A 16,935-nucleotide genomic window follows, 5' to 3' on the forward strand; every position below is an offset into this window, starting at 1 on the left:
GTGCAAAGCCTGCAGCAATAGCCGGCTCGCGGTTCAGACTCATCTTCGCCTCATTTCCGAGCATTATGCGGTATCATTTAATCGTCTTCGTTTTTAGGGAATGGTTATGAAGCAAATCCGAGTGTTAGCCCAGTATTACGTTGATCTGATGGTCAAGCTGGGATTGGTACGTTTTTCTTTGCTATTGGCATCCGCGCTAGTGGTGCTGGCGATGATTGTGCAAATGGCCGTGACCATGCTGCTGCGTGGGCAGGTTGATAGCATTGACGTGGTGCGTTCAATCTTCTTTGGTTTGCTGATAACCCCTTGGGCGGTCTATTTCCTCTCGGTGGTGGTCGAACAGCTGGAAGAGTCCCGTCAGCGTTTGTCGCGCTTGGTCGATAAGCTCGAAGAGATGCGCCATCGCGACCTGACCCTAAATCAGCAGCTGAAGGACAACATCACCCAGCTGAATCAGGAGATCGCCGACCGTATCAAGGCGGAAGAAGCGCGTTTGGCCGTGGTCGACAAGCTGAAACTCGAGATGCACCACCGCGAACAGGCGCAGATTGAACTGAGCCAGCAATCGGCTCTGCTCCGCTCCTTCCTCGATGCCTCGCCGGATTTGGTTTACTACCGCAACGAAGACAAGGAGTTCTCCGGCTGTAACCGCGCAATGGAGTTGCTGACCGGTAAAAGCGAGAAGCAGCTTATTGGGCTGACCCCCAATGATGTTTACAGCCCGGACATTGCCGAGAAAGTGGTGGAAACCGATGAGAAAGTCTTCCGCCACAATGTCTCTTTAACCTACGAGCAGTGGCTGGTGTATCCCGACGGGCGCAAAGCCTGTTTCGAGCTGCGCAAAGTGCCGTTTTATGACCGTATCGGTAAGCGCCACGGCCTGATGGGCTTCGGGCGTGATATTACCGAGCGTAAGCGCTATCAGGACGCGCTGGAGAACGCCAGCAGGGAAAAGACCACCTTTATCTCTACTATCAGCCACGAGCTGCGTACGCCGCTTAACGGCATCGTGGGGCTGAGCCGCATCCTGCTCGACACTCATCTGAACGAAGAGCAGCACAACTATCTGAAAACCATTCACGTCAGCGCCATCACCCTTGGTAACATTTTCAATGACATCATTGAGATGGATAAGCTCGAGCGCCGCAAAGTGCAGTTGGATAACCAGCCGGTGGACTTCACCGGTTTCCTGTCGGATCTGGAAAATCTCTCCGGCTTGCTGGTTCAGCCTAAAGGCCTGAAGTTCGTGATGCAGCCCGATTTGCCGATGCCAGACAAAATCGTTACCGACGGCACCCGTTTGCGACAAATCCTGTGGAATCTGATTGGTAACGCGGTCAAGTTCACTCACGACGGCGAAATCGTGGTGCGCGTCCATCACGACGGCAGCGAGCATCTGCGCTTTGAAGTGCAGGATTCGGGAATGGGCATTCCGAAAGATGAACAAGAGAAGATCTTCGCCATGTATTACCAGGTGAAAGATAAGAACGGCGGCAAGCCCGCCACCGGCACCGGGATTGGCCTGGCGGTGTCGAAACGCCTGGCGCAAAGCATGGGCGGCGATATCACCGTATGCAGCGAAAAGGGACAGGGTTCTTGCTTCACGCTGAGCGTTATCGCGCCTACGCTTGATGAACCCGTCGCCGAGAGCGAAGAGGAAGAGGATCTGCCGCTGCCGGCGCTGAACGTGCTGCTGGTGGAGGATATCGAGTTGAACGTCATCGTGGCGCGCTCGGTACTGGAGAAGCTCGGCAACAGCGTTGACGTGGCAATGAATGGCCACGACGCACTGCAAATGTTCGATCCGGACGAATACGATTTGGTGCTGCTCGACATTCAGCTACCGGACATGACCGGGCTGGATATCGCTCGCAAACTTCGTCAGGACTATGCCGGCCAGCATCTCCCACCGTTAGTGGCGTTGACCGCCAACGTGCTGAAAGACAAGAAAGAGTATCTCGATGCCGGTATGGATGACGTACTGAGTAAGCCGCTCTCCGTGGCGGCGCTGACTGCCATGATCCAGCAGTTTTGGGATCATCAACCTGAAGAATTGCCTACTGAGGAAAAAACCGTGGTCGCAAAAGCTAACGAGTCAGTGCTCGATGTCGCCATGCTGGAACAGTACATGGAGTTGGTTGGGCCGGGGCTGATTTACCAGAGTGCGGATATGTTTGAGAAAATGATGCCGGATTATCTCGCGGTGCTTGATTCCAACATGGTCGCCCGCGACCAAAAAGGCATTGCGGAAGAGGGCCATAAGATCAAAGGTGCGGCCGGGTCGGTAGGGCTTAAGCATCTACAAGTGCTAGCACAGCAAATTCAAACGCCGACATTGCCAGCTTGGTGGGATAACGTTCAGGAGTGGATCGATGAGTTGAAGCTTGAATGGCGTAATGATGTGCGAATTTTACGTGAATGGACGGCAAACGCTGAAAAAAAATAACCCCAGCCTAGGCCGGGGTGCGCGAATACTGCGCCAACACCAGGGAAATCGTTAACCCGCGTTAATTCTTAGGGTTTTGGTTTCGCAGGTTTTGGTCAATTCGACGTAAAGTCTAATACATATTCTATGAATCAACATAACAAATATAAGCGTTGCTGTTACAAGATTCATTAAAAACTGTGATGTAGATTAGTCTTTGTCTATACAAAACTACAAGTCTTTATCGCAGGATTTTTAGGAGAATACAAATGCAGGTTGTGGGTGTTTTCCTTTGTAGTCGTGATTTTTCTAATGGAACAGAGTTTTCAGACGCTTTTTTGACCGTTATGTCGGTGAGAAAACATACAGACAAGGCGCTGTTTATTGTTGCTAATGCCTCTGAACTCGCTGTTATTAAAGAGCTTATTGCAAAGTGTAACGTTAGCTTTACCGCTAACGAAAAAAAATCCTCATATTTTGATGATTATGAAATAATTTCACTCAAGGAATCGGTTCCTGAACAGCTCAGCGCGCTGATTTTTAGTGGCGGATTTGGAGTAGTTAGTCAGTTAACCACCTTCGAGAAAGATGGAAGCGATTACAGGATCGATGAACAACTGTTCACATTGGTGGATGAAATACATAAGAAACGTAAACCAATTGGCTTTGTCAGTCAGTCATCATTGTTAGCGCCGAAACTCTTTGATACATCAATAAGAGTTACCTTAGGAAAAGATGCCGATCGGGCGGAACTCCTTGATGCAATTGGTGCCGAGCCGGTTTTCTGTCCGGCGGATGATATTGTGGTCAATATGGAAATGCGGATTGTTAGCACTCCGGGGGGCTTGTCAGAAGATTCTGACACTCAAGCGGCTCTGGGGATTGATAAGCTGGTCAGATGTGTCATGGAATGGAGTGAATGAGGAAATCGTCTGGAATGGCTCTGCTTCGAGCCCCCTTAAAATGGTTAAAACGACTGGTAATTTTTGTTATCGGTGTATGGATTGCAGGGATCGTGCTGTTTTCCTTTTTGCCCGTTCCCTTTTCTGCTGTGATGGTCGAAAGGCAGATTTCGGCATGGCTGTCCGGGGATTTTGGCTATGTTTCACATTCTGACTGGGTACCGATGAGCGGAATATCGTCGCCAATGGCGCTAGCAGTCATGGCCGCAGAGGATCAGAAATTCCCTGAACACTGGGGTTTTGACGTTGATGCCATTCAATCCGTGCTCTCCAAAAGCGATCAGGAAAACGCCAGGATCCGTGGCGCATCGACGCTTTCTCAGCAAACTGCCAAAAATCTGTTTTTGTGGGATGGTCGCAGTTGGGTGCGCAAGGGGCTGGAAGCCGGTTTGACGGTAGGTATAGAAACCGTCTGGAGCAAACGCCGCATTCTCACGGTGTATCTGAATATTGTTGAGTTTGGCGACGGCGTGTTTGGCGTGGAAGAGGCGGCTCAGCACTTCTTCCATAAGCCTGCCAGCAGGCTGACAGCCTCACAAGCGGCGCTATTGGCCGCAGTGCTGCCTAACCCTCATCTGTTCAAGGTCAATGCGCCTTCGGCTTATGTGCTGCGCAGGCAGCAGTGGATTTTACGGCAGATGGGACAACTGGGCGGGGATGCTTTCTTGAAAGAGCATAACTTGCGTTAATCAGCAGTTAGCAAAGAAGATACTTCTTCCGGCCCATCCCCCCGTAAAAGAGAGGGGAGGGGCCGGGTAACACTTAGCGTTTCTTGAGTAGCAGATAGATACTGATAAACAGGAACAGCGCGCTCGGCAGGATAGCGCCAAGGATCGGCGGAATGCTGTACACCAAGCTTAATGGGCCGAAAATCTGGTCCATCACGTAGAACAGGAAGCCGAAGCAGATCCCCGTCACCACGCGCACGCCCATAGGCACGCTGCGCAGCGGCCCGAAGATGAACGACAGGGCCATCAACATCATTACCGCGACTGACAATGGCGAGAAAATCTTACTCCACATATTGAGCTGATAACGCTTGGCCTCTTGCCCACTCTGCTGCAGGTATTTCACATAGTTGTGCAAGCCGCTAATCGACAGCGCGTCAGGGTCTAAAGCCACCACGCCCAGCTTGTCTGGCGTCAGATTGGTTTTCCATTCGCCAGTCAGGGTTTGCGAGCCGGTGATCTGCTTGCCGTCGGTGAGGATAGACTCATCCACCTGCGACAGTTTCCAGGTGCCATTTTCAAATGACGCGGAAGAGGCGTAGCGAACGGACTGCAGCTTATTGTTGTTATCGAAGTGGTAGATGTTCACGCCGGTGATTTCATTGTCACCCGCGACACGTTCGATAAAGATAAAGTCTTTGCCATCTTTCGCCCACAGGCCGCTCTGGGTGGAGAGCAACGAACCGCCGTACATTTGCTGTGCGCGGTAGTTTCTCGCCATCTGCTCGCCCTGCGGAGCTACCCATTCGCCGATTGCCATGGTTAGCAGGACCAGCGGAATGGCCGTCTTCATCACGGAAGAAGCAATTTGCATACGGGTGAAGCCCGAAGCCTGCATGACCACCAGTTCACTACGAGTTGCCAAGGTGCCCAAGCCCAACAGTGCGCCTAACAGGGCCGCCATCGGGAAGAAGATCTCGATATCTTTTGGCACGCTGAGCAGGGTATAGAGGCCCGCGCCCGCCGCAGAATAGCCACCCTGACCGACTTTACGCAGCTGGTCGACGAATTTGATAATGCCCGACAGCGACACCAGCATGAACAACGTCATCATGATGGTGTTGAAGATCGTGCGGCCGATATAGCGGTCTAATACTCCAAACATCAGGCTCTCCCTCTCAAGCGCGCGCGAATCTTACGCATCGGCAACGTGTCCCACATGTTCAGCACCAGTGCTAATAAGAAGTAGGCGAGGTTGGTCACCCACATCCATATCATTGGGTCCAGTTTGTCTTTCGCACCGTTAGAGCGCAGAGAGCTTTGCAGCAGGAAGAAAATCAAATACAGCATGATGGCTGGCAGCATACTGAGCACGCGGCCCTGACGCGGGTTGACCACGCTGAGTGGCACCACCAGTAACGCCATGATGAACACGGAAGCAACCAGCGTCAGACGCCAGTGGAATTCAGAACGCGCCTCGGGCAAATCTGAGTGCCACAGCTGTTGCATCGACATCTGGTCGGAATCGCTGGTGTCGAGCGCAACCGCCTGATGACCAATGACCGCCAGATAATTGACGAAATCAGTGATACGGAAGTCACGCAGCAGGGCGGTACCTTCGTAGCGCGTGCCCTGGTCCAGCGTCACCATCTGTGAGCCGTCCGGGCGCTGTTCCATATGGCCTTTATCTGCGACCACTACCGACGGGCGCTGATTGCCGTTCGGGCGCAGCTGCGCCAGGAACACGTTGTGGAATTCTTTACCTTTCACGTTACCAACGAACAGCACGGCATTGCCGTCCTGAGCCTGTTGGAACTGGCCTTCGACCATGGCCGCCATGCTTGGGTTGGCTTTCGCTTCGGCTAACACTTCGTCTTGATGCTTGGATGACCAAGGGCTAACCCAGAAGGCGTTGATCCCTGCAAAAACAGAGGTAAATAAAGCCAGACATAGCGCAGCAAGGATTAATGAACGTTTACCAAGGCCGCAGGCGTGCATAACAGTGATTTCACTGTCTGTATAAAGTTTGCCCAATGTCATCAATAAGCCGAGGAACAGACTTAAAGGCAAGATGAGCTGTGCCATTTCCGGCACGCCTAAGCCCAGCAGAGAAAGGACTAAATTTGTTGGGATATCGCCATCAACCGCCGCGCCCAGAACCCTGACTAACTTCTGACAAAAGAAGATCAGCAGCAGGATAAAGAGAATTGCGATTTGGCTCTTGAAGGTTTCCCTAACCAGATATCTAATGATGATCACGCTTAATACGCCTGTGATAACTTGTCTTTTTGCAGGAAAATCGATAGTTTCATCGCTAATCCGCCATTTATTCTCATCATATGGCAACCTTCACAGCTAAAATAGTATTACAACACCGAGAATTGGGGTGTCCTATAGGAACATGCTTATAGCCGCCAAAATAAAAACTAACGCCGTTCAGGTTAACACAGGTCGTTAACACAGTGACGGGAGATGTCTCCGGCCTATTCATTCTAGCCGCAGCCCCCGCCGTTGTCTTTAAGATTCAGGAGAGTGCATGGAGTTCAGTGTAAAAAGCGGTAGCCCGGAAAAACAGCGCAGTGCCTGTATTGTAGTCGGCGTTTTTGAACCTCGCCGCTTGTCACCTATTGCCGAACAGCTCGACAAAATCAGTGATGGCTACATCAGCGCCTTGCTCCGCCGTGGCGAACTCGAGGGTAAAGTCGGCCAAACTCTGCTGCTGCATCATGTTCCGAACATTCTTTCCGAACGCATCCTGTTGATCGGTTGCGGGAAAGAGCGCGAACTTGATGAGCGCCAGTACAAACAGGTGATCCAAAAAACCATCAACACCCTGAACGACACGGGTTCGATGGAAGCCGTCTGTTTCCTGACCGAATTGCATGTCAAAGGGCGTAATACCTATTGGAAAGTGCGTCAGGCGGTCGAAACCTCCAAAGAGTCGCTTTACACCTTCGATCAGCTGAAAAGCAACAAAACCGAGCCGCGCCGTCCGCTGCGTAAGATGGTCTTCAACGTGCCAACGCGCCGCGAATTGACCAGCGGCGAGCGCGCTATTCAGCACGGTCTGGCCGTGGCTGCGGGTATCAAAGCTGCCAAAGACCTCAGCAACATGCCACCAAACATCTGTAACGCGGCTTACCTGGCTTCTCAGGCTCGCCAACTGGCAGATGCGTTTAGCACCAACATCACCACCCGCGTCATCGGCGAACAGCAGATGAAAGAGCTGGGCATGAATGCCTATCTGGCAGTGGGGCATGGTTCTAAAAACGAATCCTTGATGTCCGTGATGGAATATAAAGGCAATCCGAATCCAGACGCTAAGCCTATCGTGCTCGTCGGTAAAGGTTTGACCTTCGACTCCGGCGGTATCTCCATTAAGCCTGCGGCTGATATGGATGAGATGAAGTACGACATGTGTGGTGCCGCAGCAGTTTACGGTGCGATGCGCGTGGTGGCCGAACTCAACCTGCCGTTGAACGTGATTGGCGTGTTGGCGGGCTGTGAAAACATGCCGGGTGGTCAGGCATTCCGTCCGGGCGACATTCTGACCACGATGTCCGGCCAGACGGTAGAAGTGCTCAATACCGATGCCGAAGGCCGTCTGGTGCTGTGCGACGCCCTGACCTACGTCGAGCGTTTCGACCCTGAGCTGGTGATTGACGTGGCGACCCTGACCGGCGCATGCGTGATCGCATTGGGTCATCACATCACCGGTTTGCTGTCTAACCACAATCCGCTGGCCCATGAGCTGATTGGCGCGTCCGAGCAGTCGGGTGACCGCGCGTGGCGTTTGCCGTTGGCCGACGAGTATTACGAGCAGCTGGATTCCAACTTTGCTGATATGGCGAATATCGGTGGCCGTCCGGGTGGTGCTATCACCGCAGGCTGCTTCCTGTCGCGCTTTACCCGTAAATACAGCTGGGCGCATCTGGACATCGCCGGTACGGCATGGCGTTCAGGTAAGAACAAAGGCGCCACGGGCCGTCCTGTCGCTCTCCTGTCTCAGTTCTTGTTGAACCGCGCAGGGCTTGATGGCGACGATTGATCCATTTTGAGCCAGAGCGGTGCTCAAACTGCCTGCGCTAAAGGGCCTAATCAGCAATCGAAACGCCTAGGGCCGGTTAACTCCGGCCTGATTTATTTTGGATAAAACTGATGAAACAAGCCACTTTCTTCCTGCTCGATACGCCCGATGGCGACACCGGCCTGAGCTCGCACGAAGCGCTGGCCTGTCAGATTGCCGCCGAACGCTGTCGCGCCGGGAAACGTGTTTTGCTGGCCTGTGAAGATCAACAGCAGGCAGAACGTCTGGATGAAGCCTTATGGCAGCGCGACCCAAGCCAGTTCGTGCCGCACAATTTGGCCGGCGAAGGCCCAAAATTTGGTGCGCCGGTTGAGCTATGCTGGCCAGGAAAACGCGGTAACGCGCCGCGCGATCTCTTGATAAGCCTGCTGCCCCAGTTTGCAGATTTTGCTACTGCTTTCCATGAAGTGGTAGACTTCGTACCATACGAAGATTCCCTAAAACAGTTGGCGCGCGATCGCTATAAAGCGTATCGCAGCGTTGGCTTTACCTTGACCACGGCCACGCCGCCGTCTGTCACTACATCGACCGACTAAAAAAACGAAGCGAAATGGATAAGACATATAACCCGCAAGATATCGAGCAACCGCTTTACGAGCACTGGGAAGAACAGGGCTATTTCAAGCCGCATGGCGACACCAGTAAAGAAAGCTTTGCCATCATGATCCCGCCGCCGAACGTCACCGGTAGCTTGCACATGGGTCACGCTTTCCAGCAAACCATCATGGACGCCATGATCCGCTATCAGCGTATGCAGGGTAAAAACACGCTGTGGCAGGCGGGTACTGACCATGCGGGTATCGCAACGCAGATGGTGGTTGAACGCAAAATTGCTGCCGAAGAAGGTAAAACGCGCCACGACTACGGTCGCGATGCTTTCATCGACAAAATCTGGGAGTGGAAAGCCGAATCCGGTGGCACCATTACTCGCCAGATGCGCCGTCTGGGCGACTCCGTGGACTGGGAGCGCGAGCGCTTCACCATGGATGATGGCCTGTCTGACGCCGTGCGCGAAGTCTTTGTGCGCCTGTATAAAGAGGACCTGATTTACCGCGGCAAACGTCTGGTGAACTGGGACCCGAAACTGCGTACCGCCATCTCTGATCTGGAAGTTGAAAACCGCGAATCCAAAGGTTCCATGTGGCACCTGCGTTATCCGCTGGCTGACGGCGCGAAAACGGCCGAAGGTAACGACTATCTGGTGGTGGCGACGACGCGTCCTGAAACCATGCTGGGTGATACCGGCGTGGCCGTTAATCCAGAAGATCCGCGCTACAAAGATTTGATTGGCAAAGAGATTATTCTGCCGCTGGTTGGCCGTCGTATTCCTATCGTGGGTGATGAACACGCCGATATGGAAAAAGGCACCGGCTGCGTGAAAATCACGCCAGCCCACGACTTTAACGACTACGAAGTGGGTAAACGTCACGGCTTGCCGATGATCAACATCCTGACCTTCGATGGCGATGTTCGCCAGACAGCCGAAGTTTTCGACACTAACGGTGAAGAGAGCGACGCGTGCAGCAATGAAATCCCAGAAGCCTTCCGCGGCCTAGAGCGTTTTGCCGCGCGTAAAGCCGTGGTTGCTGCTTTCGACGAAGCTGGCCTGCTGGAAGAGATCAAACCTCACGACCTGACCGTGCCTTATGGCGATCGCGGTGGCGTGGTTATCGAGCCAATGCTGACCGACCAATGGTATGTGCGCACTGCGCCGCTGGCGAAAGTGGCGGTAGAAGCCGTTGAGCAGGGTGAGATCCAGTTCGTACCTAAGCAGTACGAAAACATGTATTTCAGCTGGATGCGTGACATTCAGGACTGGTGTATTTCCCGCCAGCTGTGGTGGGGCCACCGTATCCCTGCGTGGTACGACGCGGAAGGCAACGTTTACGTTGGCCGCGACGAAGCTGAAGTGCGCAGCGAAAACAATCTGGGCGCAGACGTCGTGCTGACCCAAGACGAAGATGTGCTCGACACTTGGTTCTCTTCTGGCCTGTGGACCTTCTCCACGCTGGGCTGGCCGAACCAAACTGCCGATCTGAAAGCTTTCCACCCGTCGAGCGTCGTGGTCAGCGGCTTCGACATCATCTTCTTCTGGATCGCGCGCATGATCATGATGACCATGCACTTCGTGAAAGATGAAAACGGCAAGCCGCAGGTTCCATTCCACACGGTCTACATGACCGGGCTTATCCGCGACGACGAAGGGCAGAAGATGTCTAAGTCGAAAGGTAACGTAATCGATCCATTAGATATGATTGACGGCATTTCGCTGGAAGACCTGCTGGAAAAACGTACCGGTAACATGATGCAGCCACAGCTGGCGGAGAAAATCCGTAAGCGCACCGAGAAGCAGTTCCCGAACGGCATCGAGCCGCACGGTACTGATGCCCTGCGCTTCACACTGGCCGCGCTGGCTTCAACCGGCCGTGATATCAACTGGGACATGAAGCGTCTCGAGGGTTATCGCAACTTCTGTAATAAGCTGTGGAACGCTAGCCGCTTCGTGCTGATGAACACAGAAGATCAAGATTGCGGCCTGAACGGCGGCGAGCTTGAGCTGTCTCTGGCTGATCGTTGGATCCTGGCTGAATACAACCGCACGGTGAAAGCTTACCGTGACGCAATGGACGGCTACCGCTTCGACTTAGCGGCCAGCATTCTGTATGAATTCACCTGGAACCAGTTCTGCGACTGGTATCTGGAACTCACCAAGCCGGTAATGAATGGCGGCAGCGAAGCACAGCTGCGCGGCACCCGTCATACGCTGGTAGAAGTGCTGGAAGGCCTGCTGCGCCTGGCGCATCCGATCATTCCATTCATTACAGAAACCATCTGGCAGCGCGTTAAAACCCTGAAAGGCATCACAGCTGAAACTATCATGCTGCAACCTTTCCCAGAGTATGACGCGGCTAAGGCAGACGAAAGCGCGCTGGCCGACCTTGAGTGGATCAAGCAGGCTATCATCGCTATCCGTAACGTTCGCGCTGAAATGAACCTCTCTCCGGGCAAACCTCTGGAGCTGCTGCTGCGTGGAGCAAGTGCAGATGCACAGCGTCGCGTTGAGCAGAACCTGAACTTCATCTCCTCGCTGGCACGTCTTGAGTCCATCACCGTGCTGCCTGCGGGCGATAAAGGCCCGGTTTCTATGACCAAGCTGGTGGACGGCGCTGAGTTGCTGATCCCAATGGCCGGTCTTATCGACAAAGCCGCTGAGCTGGCGCGTTTGGATAAAGAGATGGCGAAGATTGACGGCGAAATCGCGTCAATCGAAGGCAAGCTCTCCAACGAAGGCTTCGTGGCTCGTGCTCCAGAAGCGGTTGTTGCTAAAGAGCGTGAACGTCTGGTTGCCTGTGGCGAAGCCAAAGTTAAGCTGGCTGAGCAGAAAGCGACTATCGCCGCGCTGTAAGATATCGTGTCTAAGTGATGTTATGCAAAAGGCCGCTCACGCGGCCTTTTTTGTTGCAGCGGCGCAAGCTAAATTTATTGCGTATTTTAAAACGGCATCCGTGGCCCCGGCGTTGCATCATTGCGCGGTTAGGTGGTATTAATTCGGACTGATTGTGTTTTTATCATCATATTGAGTGAGCCTTATGTCTACCGCCACACCCCTCAACTTGCAGGTGCGTCTGATACGTCCTGAAGACAATGCCGCTATTGCGAATGTTATCCGCCAAGTCTCTGCCGAATTCGGCCTGACCGCCGACAAAGGCTACACGGTGGCGGATCCCAACCTTGACCATTTATATGAAAATTACAGCCAACCGCGCTGCGCATATTGGGTGGTGGAGCTGGATGGGCAGATCGCGGGCGGCGGCGGGGTCGCACCTCTACAGGGCGCAGAAGATGATTTGTGTGAATTACAGAAAATGTATTTCCACTCGGCATTGCGCGGGAAAGGTTTAGCCAAGAAATTAGCCTTACAGGCATTAGATTTTGCCCGCACCCAAGGCTTTGCACGCTGCTATTTAGAAACCACCGGCAGCCTGACGCAGGCCGTGGCTTTATATGAGCACTTAGGTTTTGTGCATATTGACGGACCATTAGGCAATACAGGTCATACTGATTGTGAAGTTACCATGCTTAAACTGCTATAATCAGGCACGATTAAGTTTGGATCGGCTAACTTTGGCACAGGCATCAGTATGTTCACTTATAAAGAAATTTCGACGCTGAACGAATTAGAATTGATGGTGTATAACACCATCATTAAAAACACGGATAAAGTCATGTATATGACTATCCGTGAACTCGCTGATGCTGCGGGCGTTTCCACCACCACCGTGCTGCGTTTTTGCAAGAAAATGAATTGCGACGGATATTCAGAATTCCGTATTCGCTTTAAATTATATCTTGAACGTGATGAAAAGCCGCCGGTCTCTTTCGGTATTAGTGAGATTATTAGTTACTTTAAAAGTATTAATAATAGCGAGTTTGATGAGTTATTAGATAAAGCCGCTGCGCAAATTGCTTCCACCCGCAGAATTATATTTGTGGGCATTGGCACGTCGGGCGCTTTGGGTAAATATAGCGCGCGTTTTTTTTCTAATATTGGTAAGTTCAGCACTTATATTGATGACCCTTATTACCCAATTAATAGCGATATGTATCAGGATGCCATCGCGATTATTTTTTCGGTTTCTGGCGAGACAGAAGAGATCATCCGCATTGCCAGCCAGTTCAGTTTGCAGAATTGCAAAATTATCAGCCTGACCAACAGCGAAAGTTCCACGCTGGCCCGCATGGCGGACCTCAACATCTCTTACCACATGCCACCCATTCTGCTCGAAGGCCACTACAATATTACGACGCAGATCCCAGTTTTGTATATTATCGAAACTATCGGCAAAAAACTGCCGCCGCTAATTAATGAAAATATTATTAAGCACCCTAAATAAAACAGGGTGTTTTAGATATGTAACATCTACCAAATAAGCCGCTTTGTTATATCGTGACTTCAAATTCTTTTTTGCTAAACTCCCGTCCGAAGTATAAAAATAATAATCTCACCTCTCGTGCCAAAAGTTATACCCGCAGTGATTGACGTTTCAGCTAGGCAGCCAAAGCGCCAAATACCACGGGTATTAGGAGAATAATAATGGCGATTGATTACGCTCAAACTGCTCAGGAAGTTGTTAAATATATTGGTGGCGATAATAATGTGATTAGCGTCACACATTGCGCAACTCGATTACGTTTTATTTTGAAAGATAATAGCATTGTCGATAAAGAGGAATTAAAACGCGTTAAAGGCGTAATTACCGTTATCGAAGCGGGCGGGCAGATGCAGGTGGTTATCGGCAACCACGTCAGCGATGCTTATAAACAGGTTCTGCGACTGATCACCGTTGACGAAAATGCCCCGGTCTCTGCACCGAATGTCGGCATTGTCAGCCGGGTGATGGACGTCATCTCGAGCATTTTTACTCCCTTCCTTTACCAACTCGCGGCCTGCGGTATTTTACAGGGGATCATCTCCTTCCTGGCCGCCGTCGGCATTATGGACTCCAGCAGCGGCACTTACCGCATCCTGAACTTTGTGTCGTGGACGGCATTCACCTTCCTGCCAGTGATGATCGCCTTTACGGCGGCTAAAAAATTCAACGTTCATCCATTCACCGCTGTTATCACCGCCTGTGCGCTGATCAGCCCTGACTACATGAACATGGTGACGGCGTTCAAAATCACCACTATCAACTCTGCGGACCCTGCGATGCAGCAATTGATGCGTGAAGCCGTTAGCAACCCGGAAATCGCCAATGCTCTGACCAATCTCGTGGGCATTCCGCTCTCCGCGCCGACGCTGGACTTCCTCGGCATTCCGGTGAAATACCTCAGCTACACCGCGTCAGTTATCCCCATCATTCTGATGGTTTGGGCGATGTCCTACGTTGAGCGTTTCTTCAATAAAATCCTGCCAGTGGTGATCCGCAACCTGTTCACCCCAATGTTCTGTATCGCGATTATGGTGCCGATGACCCTGCTGGTGTTTGGCCCGATTGGCAACCTGATTGGCGGCGCGATCGGCGGCGTTTATAACTACCTGTATCATCTCAGCCCGACCGTGGCAGGCTTCGTGGTGGGTGCCTTCTGGCAGCCGTTAGTCACCCTTGGCGTTCATTGGGGCATTACGCCGGTTACCGTCGGCAACTACGCAACCTTGGGTTATGACACCTTCACTGGCCTCCAGGCTTCTGCGGTATTCGCTATGACCGGCACCATGTTCGGCGTTTATCTGAAAACCCGTAGCCGTGAAATGAAAGGTATTTCACTGTCAGCGGGCGTAACCGGGCTGTTTGGGATCACCGAACCGGCTATCTATGGTGTGGCGCTGCGCCTGAAAAAACCTTTCCTGTGCAGCTGTGCTGCGGGCGGGATTGGCGGCGCGATTGCAGGCTCATTCAACGCCGTTTCATGGAGTTACTGCCTGCCGGGCATCGCGGTGCTGCCGGTGTTCTTCAAAGAAGGCCACATGCCGCAGTTCCTCGGATTCCTGCTTTCTATCACCGTGGCGTTCGTGCTCGGCGCGCTGTTCACCTATCTGGTCGGCTTTAAAGACGAAGTGGAAAGCCAACCCAAAAGCAGTGCCAAGGCGGCTGATACGACGGCGCCACAGGCCCAGTTGAATCAGGCTTAATCAGTATTTTGTAGATTGGGCGGGAGCTTCCCGCCCTGAATAAGGGAGAATTTGTATGAGTAGCAGCCAGCAATTACCGAAAGATTTTTTATGGGGCGGTGCCGTAGCCGCGCATCAGGTTGAAGGTGGCTGGAACAAGGGCGGTAAAGGCGTAAGTATCGCCGATGTGCTTTCCGGTGGCTCGCACGGCGTGGATCGCGTGAGAACCGATGGCGTGCTTGAAGGTTATCGCTATCCGAACCATGAAGCCGTCGATTTTTACTCGCACTATAAAGAAGACATCGCGCTATTTGCTGAGATGGGCTTCAAATGCTTCCGCACCTCGATTGCCTGGACCCGCATCTTCCCCAATGGCGATGAGGCCCAGCCAAACGAAGCTGGCCTGCAATTCTACGACAACATGTTTGACGAGCTGCTTAAGCACGGCATCGAGCCGGTTATCACCCTATCTCACTTCGAAATGCCGTGGCATTTAGTAAAAGAGTACGGCGGCTGGAAAAACCGCAAAGTGGTGGATTTCTTTGTGAAGTTCAGTGAAGTGGTGCTGGAGCGTTATAAGCACAAAGTGAAGTACTGGATGACCTTCAACGAGATCAACAACCAGCGCAACTGGAAGTACCCGCTGTTCGGTTATTGCTGCTCCGGCGTGGTGTTCACCGAACACGAAAACCCGGAAGAGACCATGTATCAGGTGCTGCACCACCAGTTCGTGGCCAGTGCCAAAGTGGTGAAGCTGGGTCATGCCATTAACCCTGACTTCCAGATTGGGTGCATGGTGGCCATGGTGCCGCTGTATCCATTCTCTTGCCATCCGGACGACGTGATGTACTCGGTGGAGTCCATGCGTGAGCGCTTCCTGTTTGGCGATGTGCACATGCGCGGATACTACCCGTCCTACATTCTTAAAGAGTGGGAGCGTCGCGGCTTTAACATCCAGATGGAAGAGGGCGACGAACAAGCCCTGCGCGAAGGCTGCGCGGATTACATGGGGCTGAGCTATTACATGAGTAACGCGGTGTCGGCGCATAACCCGAGCGATGACAACGGCTTGTCTGGCTTTGCCGGCAGCGTGCCGAACCCGCACGTCAAGGCGTCCGACTGGGGCTGGCAGATTGACCCAGTAGGCCTGCGCTACTCGCTGAGCGTGCTGTACGAGCGTTATCAGAAGCCGCTGTTCATCGTCGAAAATGGCTTTGGCGCCATCGATAAGGCTTCTCCAGACGGCATGATCCACGATGACTACCGTATCGCCTACCTGAAAGCGCATATTGAGCAGATGAAGAAAGCGGTGTTTGAAGACGGCGTTGACCTGATGGGCTACACCCCTTGGGGCTGCATCGACTGCGTGTCCTTCACCACCGGCGAGTACAGCAAGCGCTACGGTTTTATCCACGTCGATAAAAACGATGACGGCAGCGGAACCATGGCGCGTTCGCGCAAGCAGAGCTTTGACTGGTATAAGAAAGTGATTAGCAGCAATGGCGAAGTGCTTTAAGGCAAGTTTTGTAGCAAGTTGTTGAAAGTCAAAAAGAATTCAGGCCCGTTAAGGGCCTGAATGTTATGAGCGAAATGATTTACTTCACGTAGGTAAAGGCAGTGGTGACGTGTTTCACACCACTCACACCGGCTGCAATGCTCGCCGCCGATTTCCCCTCTTCCTGAGTTACCAGACCCAACAAGAAGACTTCGCCGTTTTCAGTGGTCACTTTCACATTGGAAGATTTCACCGAGTCGCTGGTCAGGATCTGCGAACGGACTTTGGTGGTGATCCAGGTGTCCATTGATGCAGTGCCCATAGAGACAGGCTTGCCGGTACGGATTTCGTTGTAGACTTCGCTCGCGCCGTCAACACCCATGGTGATTTGCTTCGCGCGCGCGGCCATGTCTGGCGTTGGCGTCTGGCCGGTTAGCAAGACTTTGCCCTGATAGGCGGTCGCCACAATGCGAGCTTCATCTTTAAGCTGTTTATCTTTGCTAATGGCGTTAGACACGCGAGCTTCCAGCGTGCCGTCATCCACCTGAGTACCCACGGTACGTGGATCGGTGGTGGTTTTCGTTGCCACGCCCGCGACGCCAACAACGGCGGCCGCTACGCAGCCTTGTAATAGTAGGGCGCTTAACAATACTGCAAAGAGAGGACTCGCCTTCATTGGATCTCC

The 16,935-nt window shown here is 52.6% G+C and carries 13 protein-coding genes; 10 read left to right on the forward strand and 3 right to left on the reverse strand.

The window, feature by feature from the left end:
- Positions 1-106: 106 nt before the first annotated feature.
- The 3 genes from arcB (at position 107) to mtgA (ending at position 4,076) form a co-directional block, all read left to right on the forward strand.
- Positions 107-2,446 carry an aerobic respiration two-component sensor histidine kinase ArcB gene (gene arcB, locus V2154_RS01560; RefSeq protein WP_353500784.1) on the forward strand — a complete coding sequence of 780 codons (2,340 nt, stop codon included), beginning with the start codon at positions 107-109 and terminating at the stop codon, positions 2,444-2,446.
- Between the two features lie 248 nt (positions 2,447-2,694).
- Positions 2,695-3,348 carry a type 1 glutamine amidotransferase family protein gene (locus V2154_RS01565; protein ID WP_353500785.1) on the forward strand — a complete coding sequence of 218 codons (654 nt, stop codon included), beginning with the start codon at positions 2,695-2,697 and terminating at the stop codon, positions 3,346-3,348.
- A complete protein-coding gene (mtgA, locus tag V2154_RS01570) occupies positions 3,345-4,076 on the forward strand; it encodes a monofunctional biosynthetic peptidoglycan transglycosylase (RefSeq protein ID WP_353500786.1) in 732 nt (243 codons plus the stop codon). Before V2154_RS01565 ends, mtgA begins: the two co-directional genes overlap by 4 nt.
- Positions 4,077-4,149: 73 nt before the next feature.
- Here mtgA and lptG read toward each other — a convergent pair whose 3' ends face one another.
- Both lptG and lptF read right to left on the reverse strand, forming a co-directional pair.
- The gene (gene lptG / locus V2154_RS01575; protein ID WP_034786737.1) at positions 4,150-5,220 is read right to left on the reverse strand and encodes an LPS export ABC transporter permease LptG; all 1,071 of its coding nucleotides are present in this window, start codon (positions 5,218-5,220) and stop codon (positions 4,150-4,152) included.
- Positions 5,220-6,314 carry an LPS export ABC transporter permease LptF gene (gene lptF, locus V2154_RS01580; RefSeq protein ID WP_353500787.1) on the reverse strand — a complete coding sequence of 365 codons (1,095 nt, stop codon included), beginning with the start codon at positions 6,312-6,314 and terminating at the stop codon, positions 5,220-5,222. Before lptF ends, lptG begins: the two co-directional genes overlap by 1 nt.
- A gap of 277 nt (positions 6,315-6,591) precedes the next feature.
- Here lptF and pepA point away from each other — a divergent pair, with 277 nt between their 5' ends.
- The 7 genes from pepA (at position 6,592) to V2154_RS01615 (ending at position 16,271) form a co-directional block, all read left to right on the forward strand.
- Positions 6,592-8,103 carry a leucyl aminopeptidase gene (gene pepA, locus V2154_RS01585; RefSeq protein ID WP_353500788.1) on the forward strand — a complete coding sequence of 504 codons (1,512 nt, stop codon included), beginning with the start codon at positions 6,592-6,594 and terminating at the stop codon, positions 8,101-8,103.
- A gap of 110 nt (positions 8,104-8,213) precedes the next feature.
- Positions 8,214-8,678 carry a DNA polymerase III subunit chi gene (locus tag V2154_RS01590; RefSeq protein WP_034786742.1) on the forward strand — a complete coding sequence of 155 codons (465 nt, stop codon included), beginning with the start codon at positions 8,214-8,216 and terminating at the stop codon, positions 8,676-8,678.
- 14 nt (positions 8,679-8,692) lie between these two features.
- Positions 8,693-11,548 carry a valine--tRNA ligase gene (locus V2154_RS01595; protein ID WP_353500789.1) on the forward strand — a complete coding sequence of 952 codons (2,856 nt, stop codon included), beginning with the start codon at positions 8,693-8,695 and terminating at the stop codon, positions 11,546-11,548.
- Positions 11,549-11,732: 184 nt separating this feature from the next.
- Positions 11,733-12,236 carry a GNAT family N-acetyltransferase gene (locus V2154_RS01600; protein WP_353500790.1) on the forward strand — a complete coding sequence of 168 codons (504 nt, stop codon included), beginning with the start codon at positions 11,733-11,735 and terminating at the stop codon, positions 12,234-12,236.
- 48 nt (positions 12,237-12,284) lie between these two features.
- Positions 12,285-13,037: a MurR/RpiR family transcriptional regulator gene (locus tag V2154_RS01605; RefSeq protein WP_034786749.1), complete on the forward strand. Its 753-nt coding sequence runs from the start codon at positions 12,285-12,287 to the stop codon at positions 13,035-13,037.
- 200 nt (positions 13,038-13,237) lie between these two features.
- Complete coding sequence (locus V2154_RS01610) at positions 13,238-14,776, forward strand: PTS transporter subunit EIIC (protein WP_353500791.1); 1,539 nt, start codon at positions 13,238-13,240, stop codon at positions 14,774-14,776.
- Positions 14,777-14,831: 55 nt separating this feature from the next.
- Complete coding sequence (locus V2154_RS01615) at positions 14,832-16,271, forward strand: 6-phospho-beta-glucosidase (protein ID WP_353500792.1); 1,440 nt, start codon at positions 14,832-14,834, stop codon at positions 16,269-16,271.
- 79 nt (positions 16,272-16,350) lie between these two features.
- Here the strand turns inward: V2154_RS01615 and dolP are convergent, their stop codons facing one another.
- Positions 16,351-16,926, reverse strand: coding sequence for a division/outer membrane stress-associated lipid-binding lipoprotein (dolP, locus tag V2154_RS01620; RefSeq protein ID WP_034786754.1), 576 nt, complete (start codon positions 16,924-16,926; stop codon positions 16,351-16,353).
- Between the last annotated feature and the right edge of the window lie 9 nt (positions 16,927-16,935).

Origin of the sequence: Ewingella sp. CoE-038-23 (genome assembly GCF_040419245.1) — a bacterium.
Taxonomy (GTDB): domain Bacteria; phylum Pseudomonadota; class Gammaproteobacteria; order Enterobacterales; family Enterobacteriaceae; genus Ewingella; species Ewingella allii.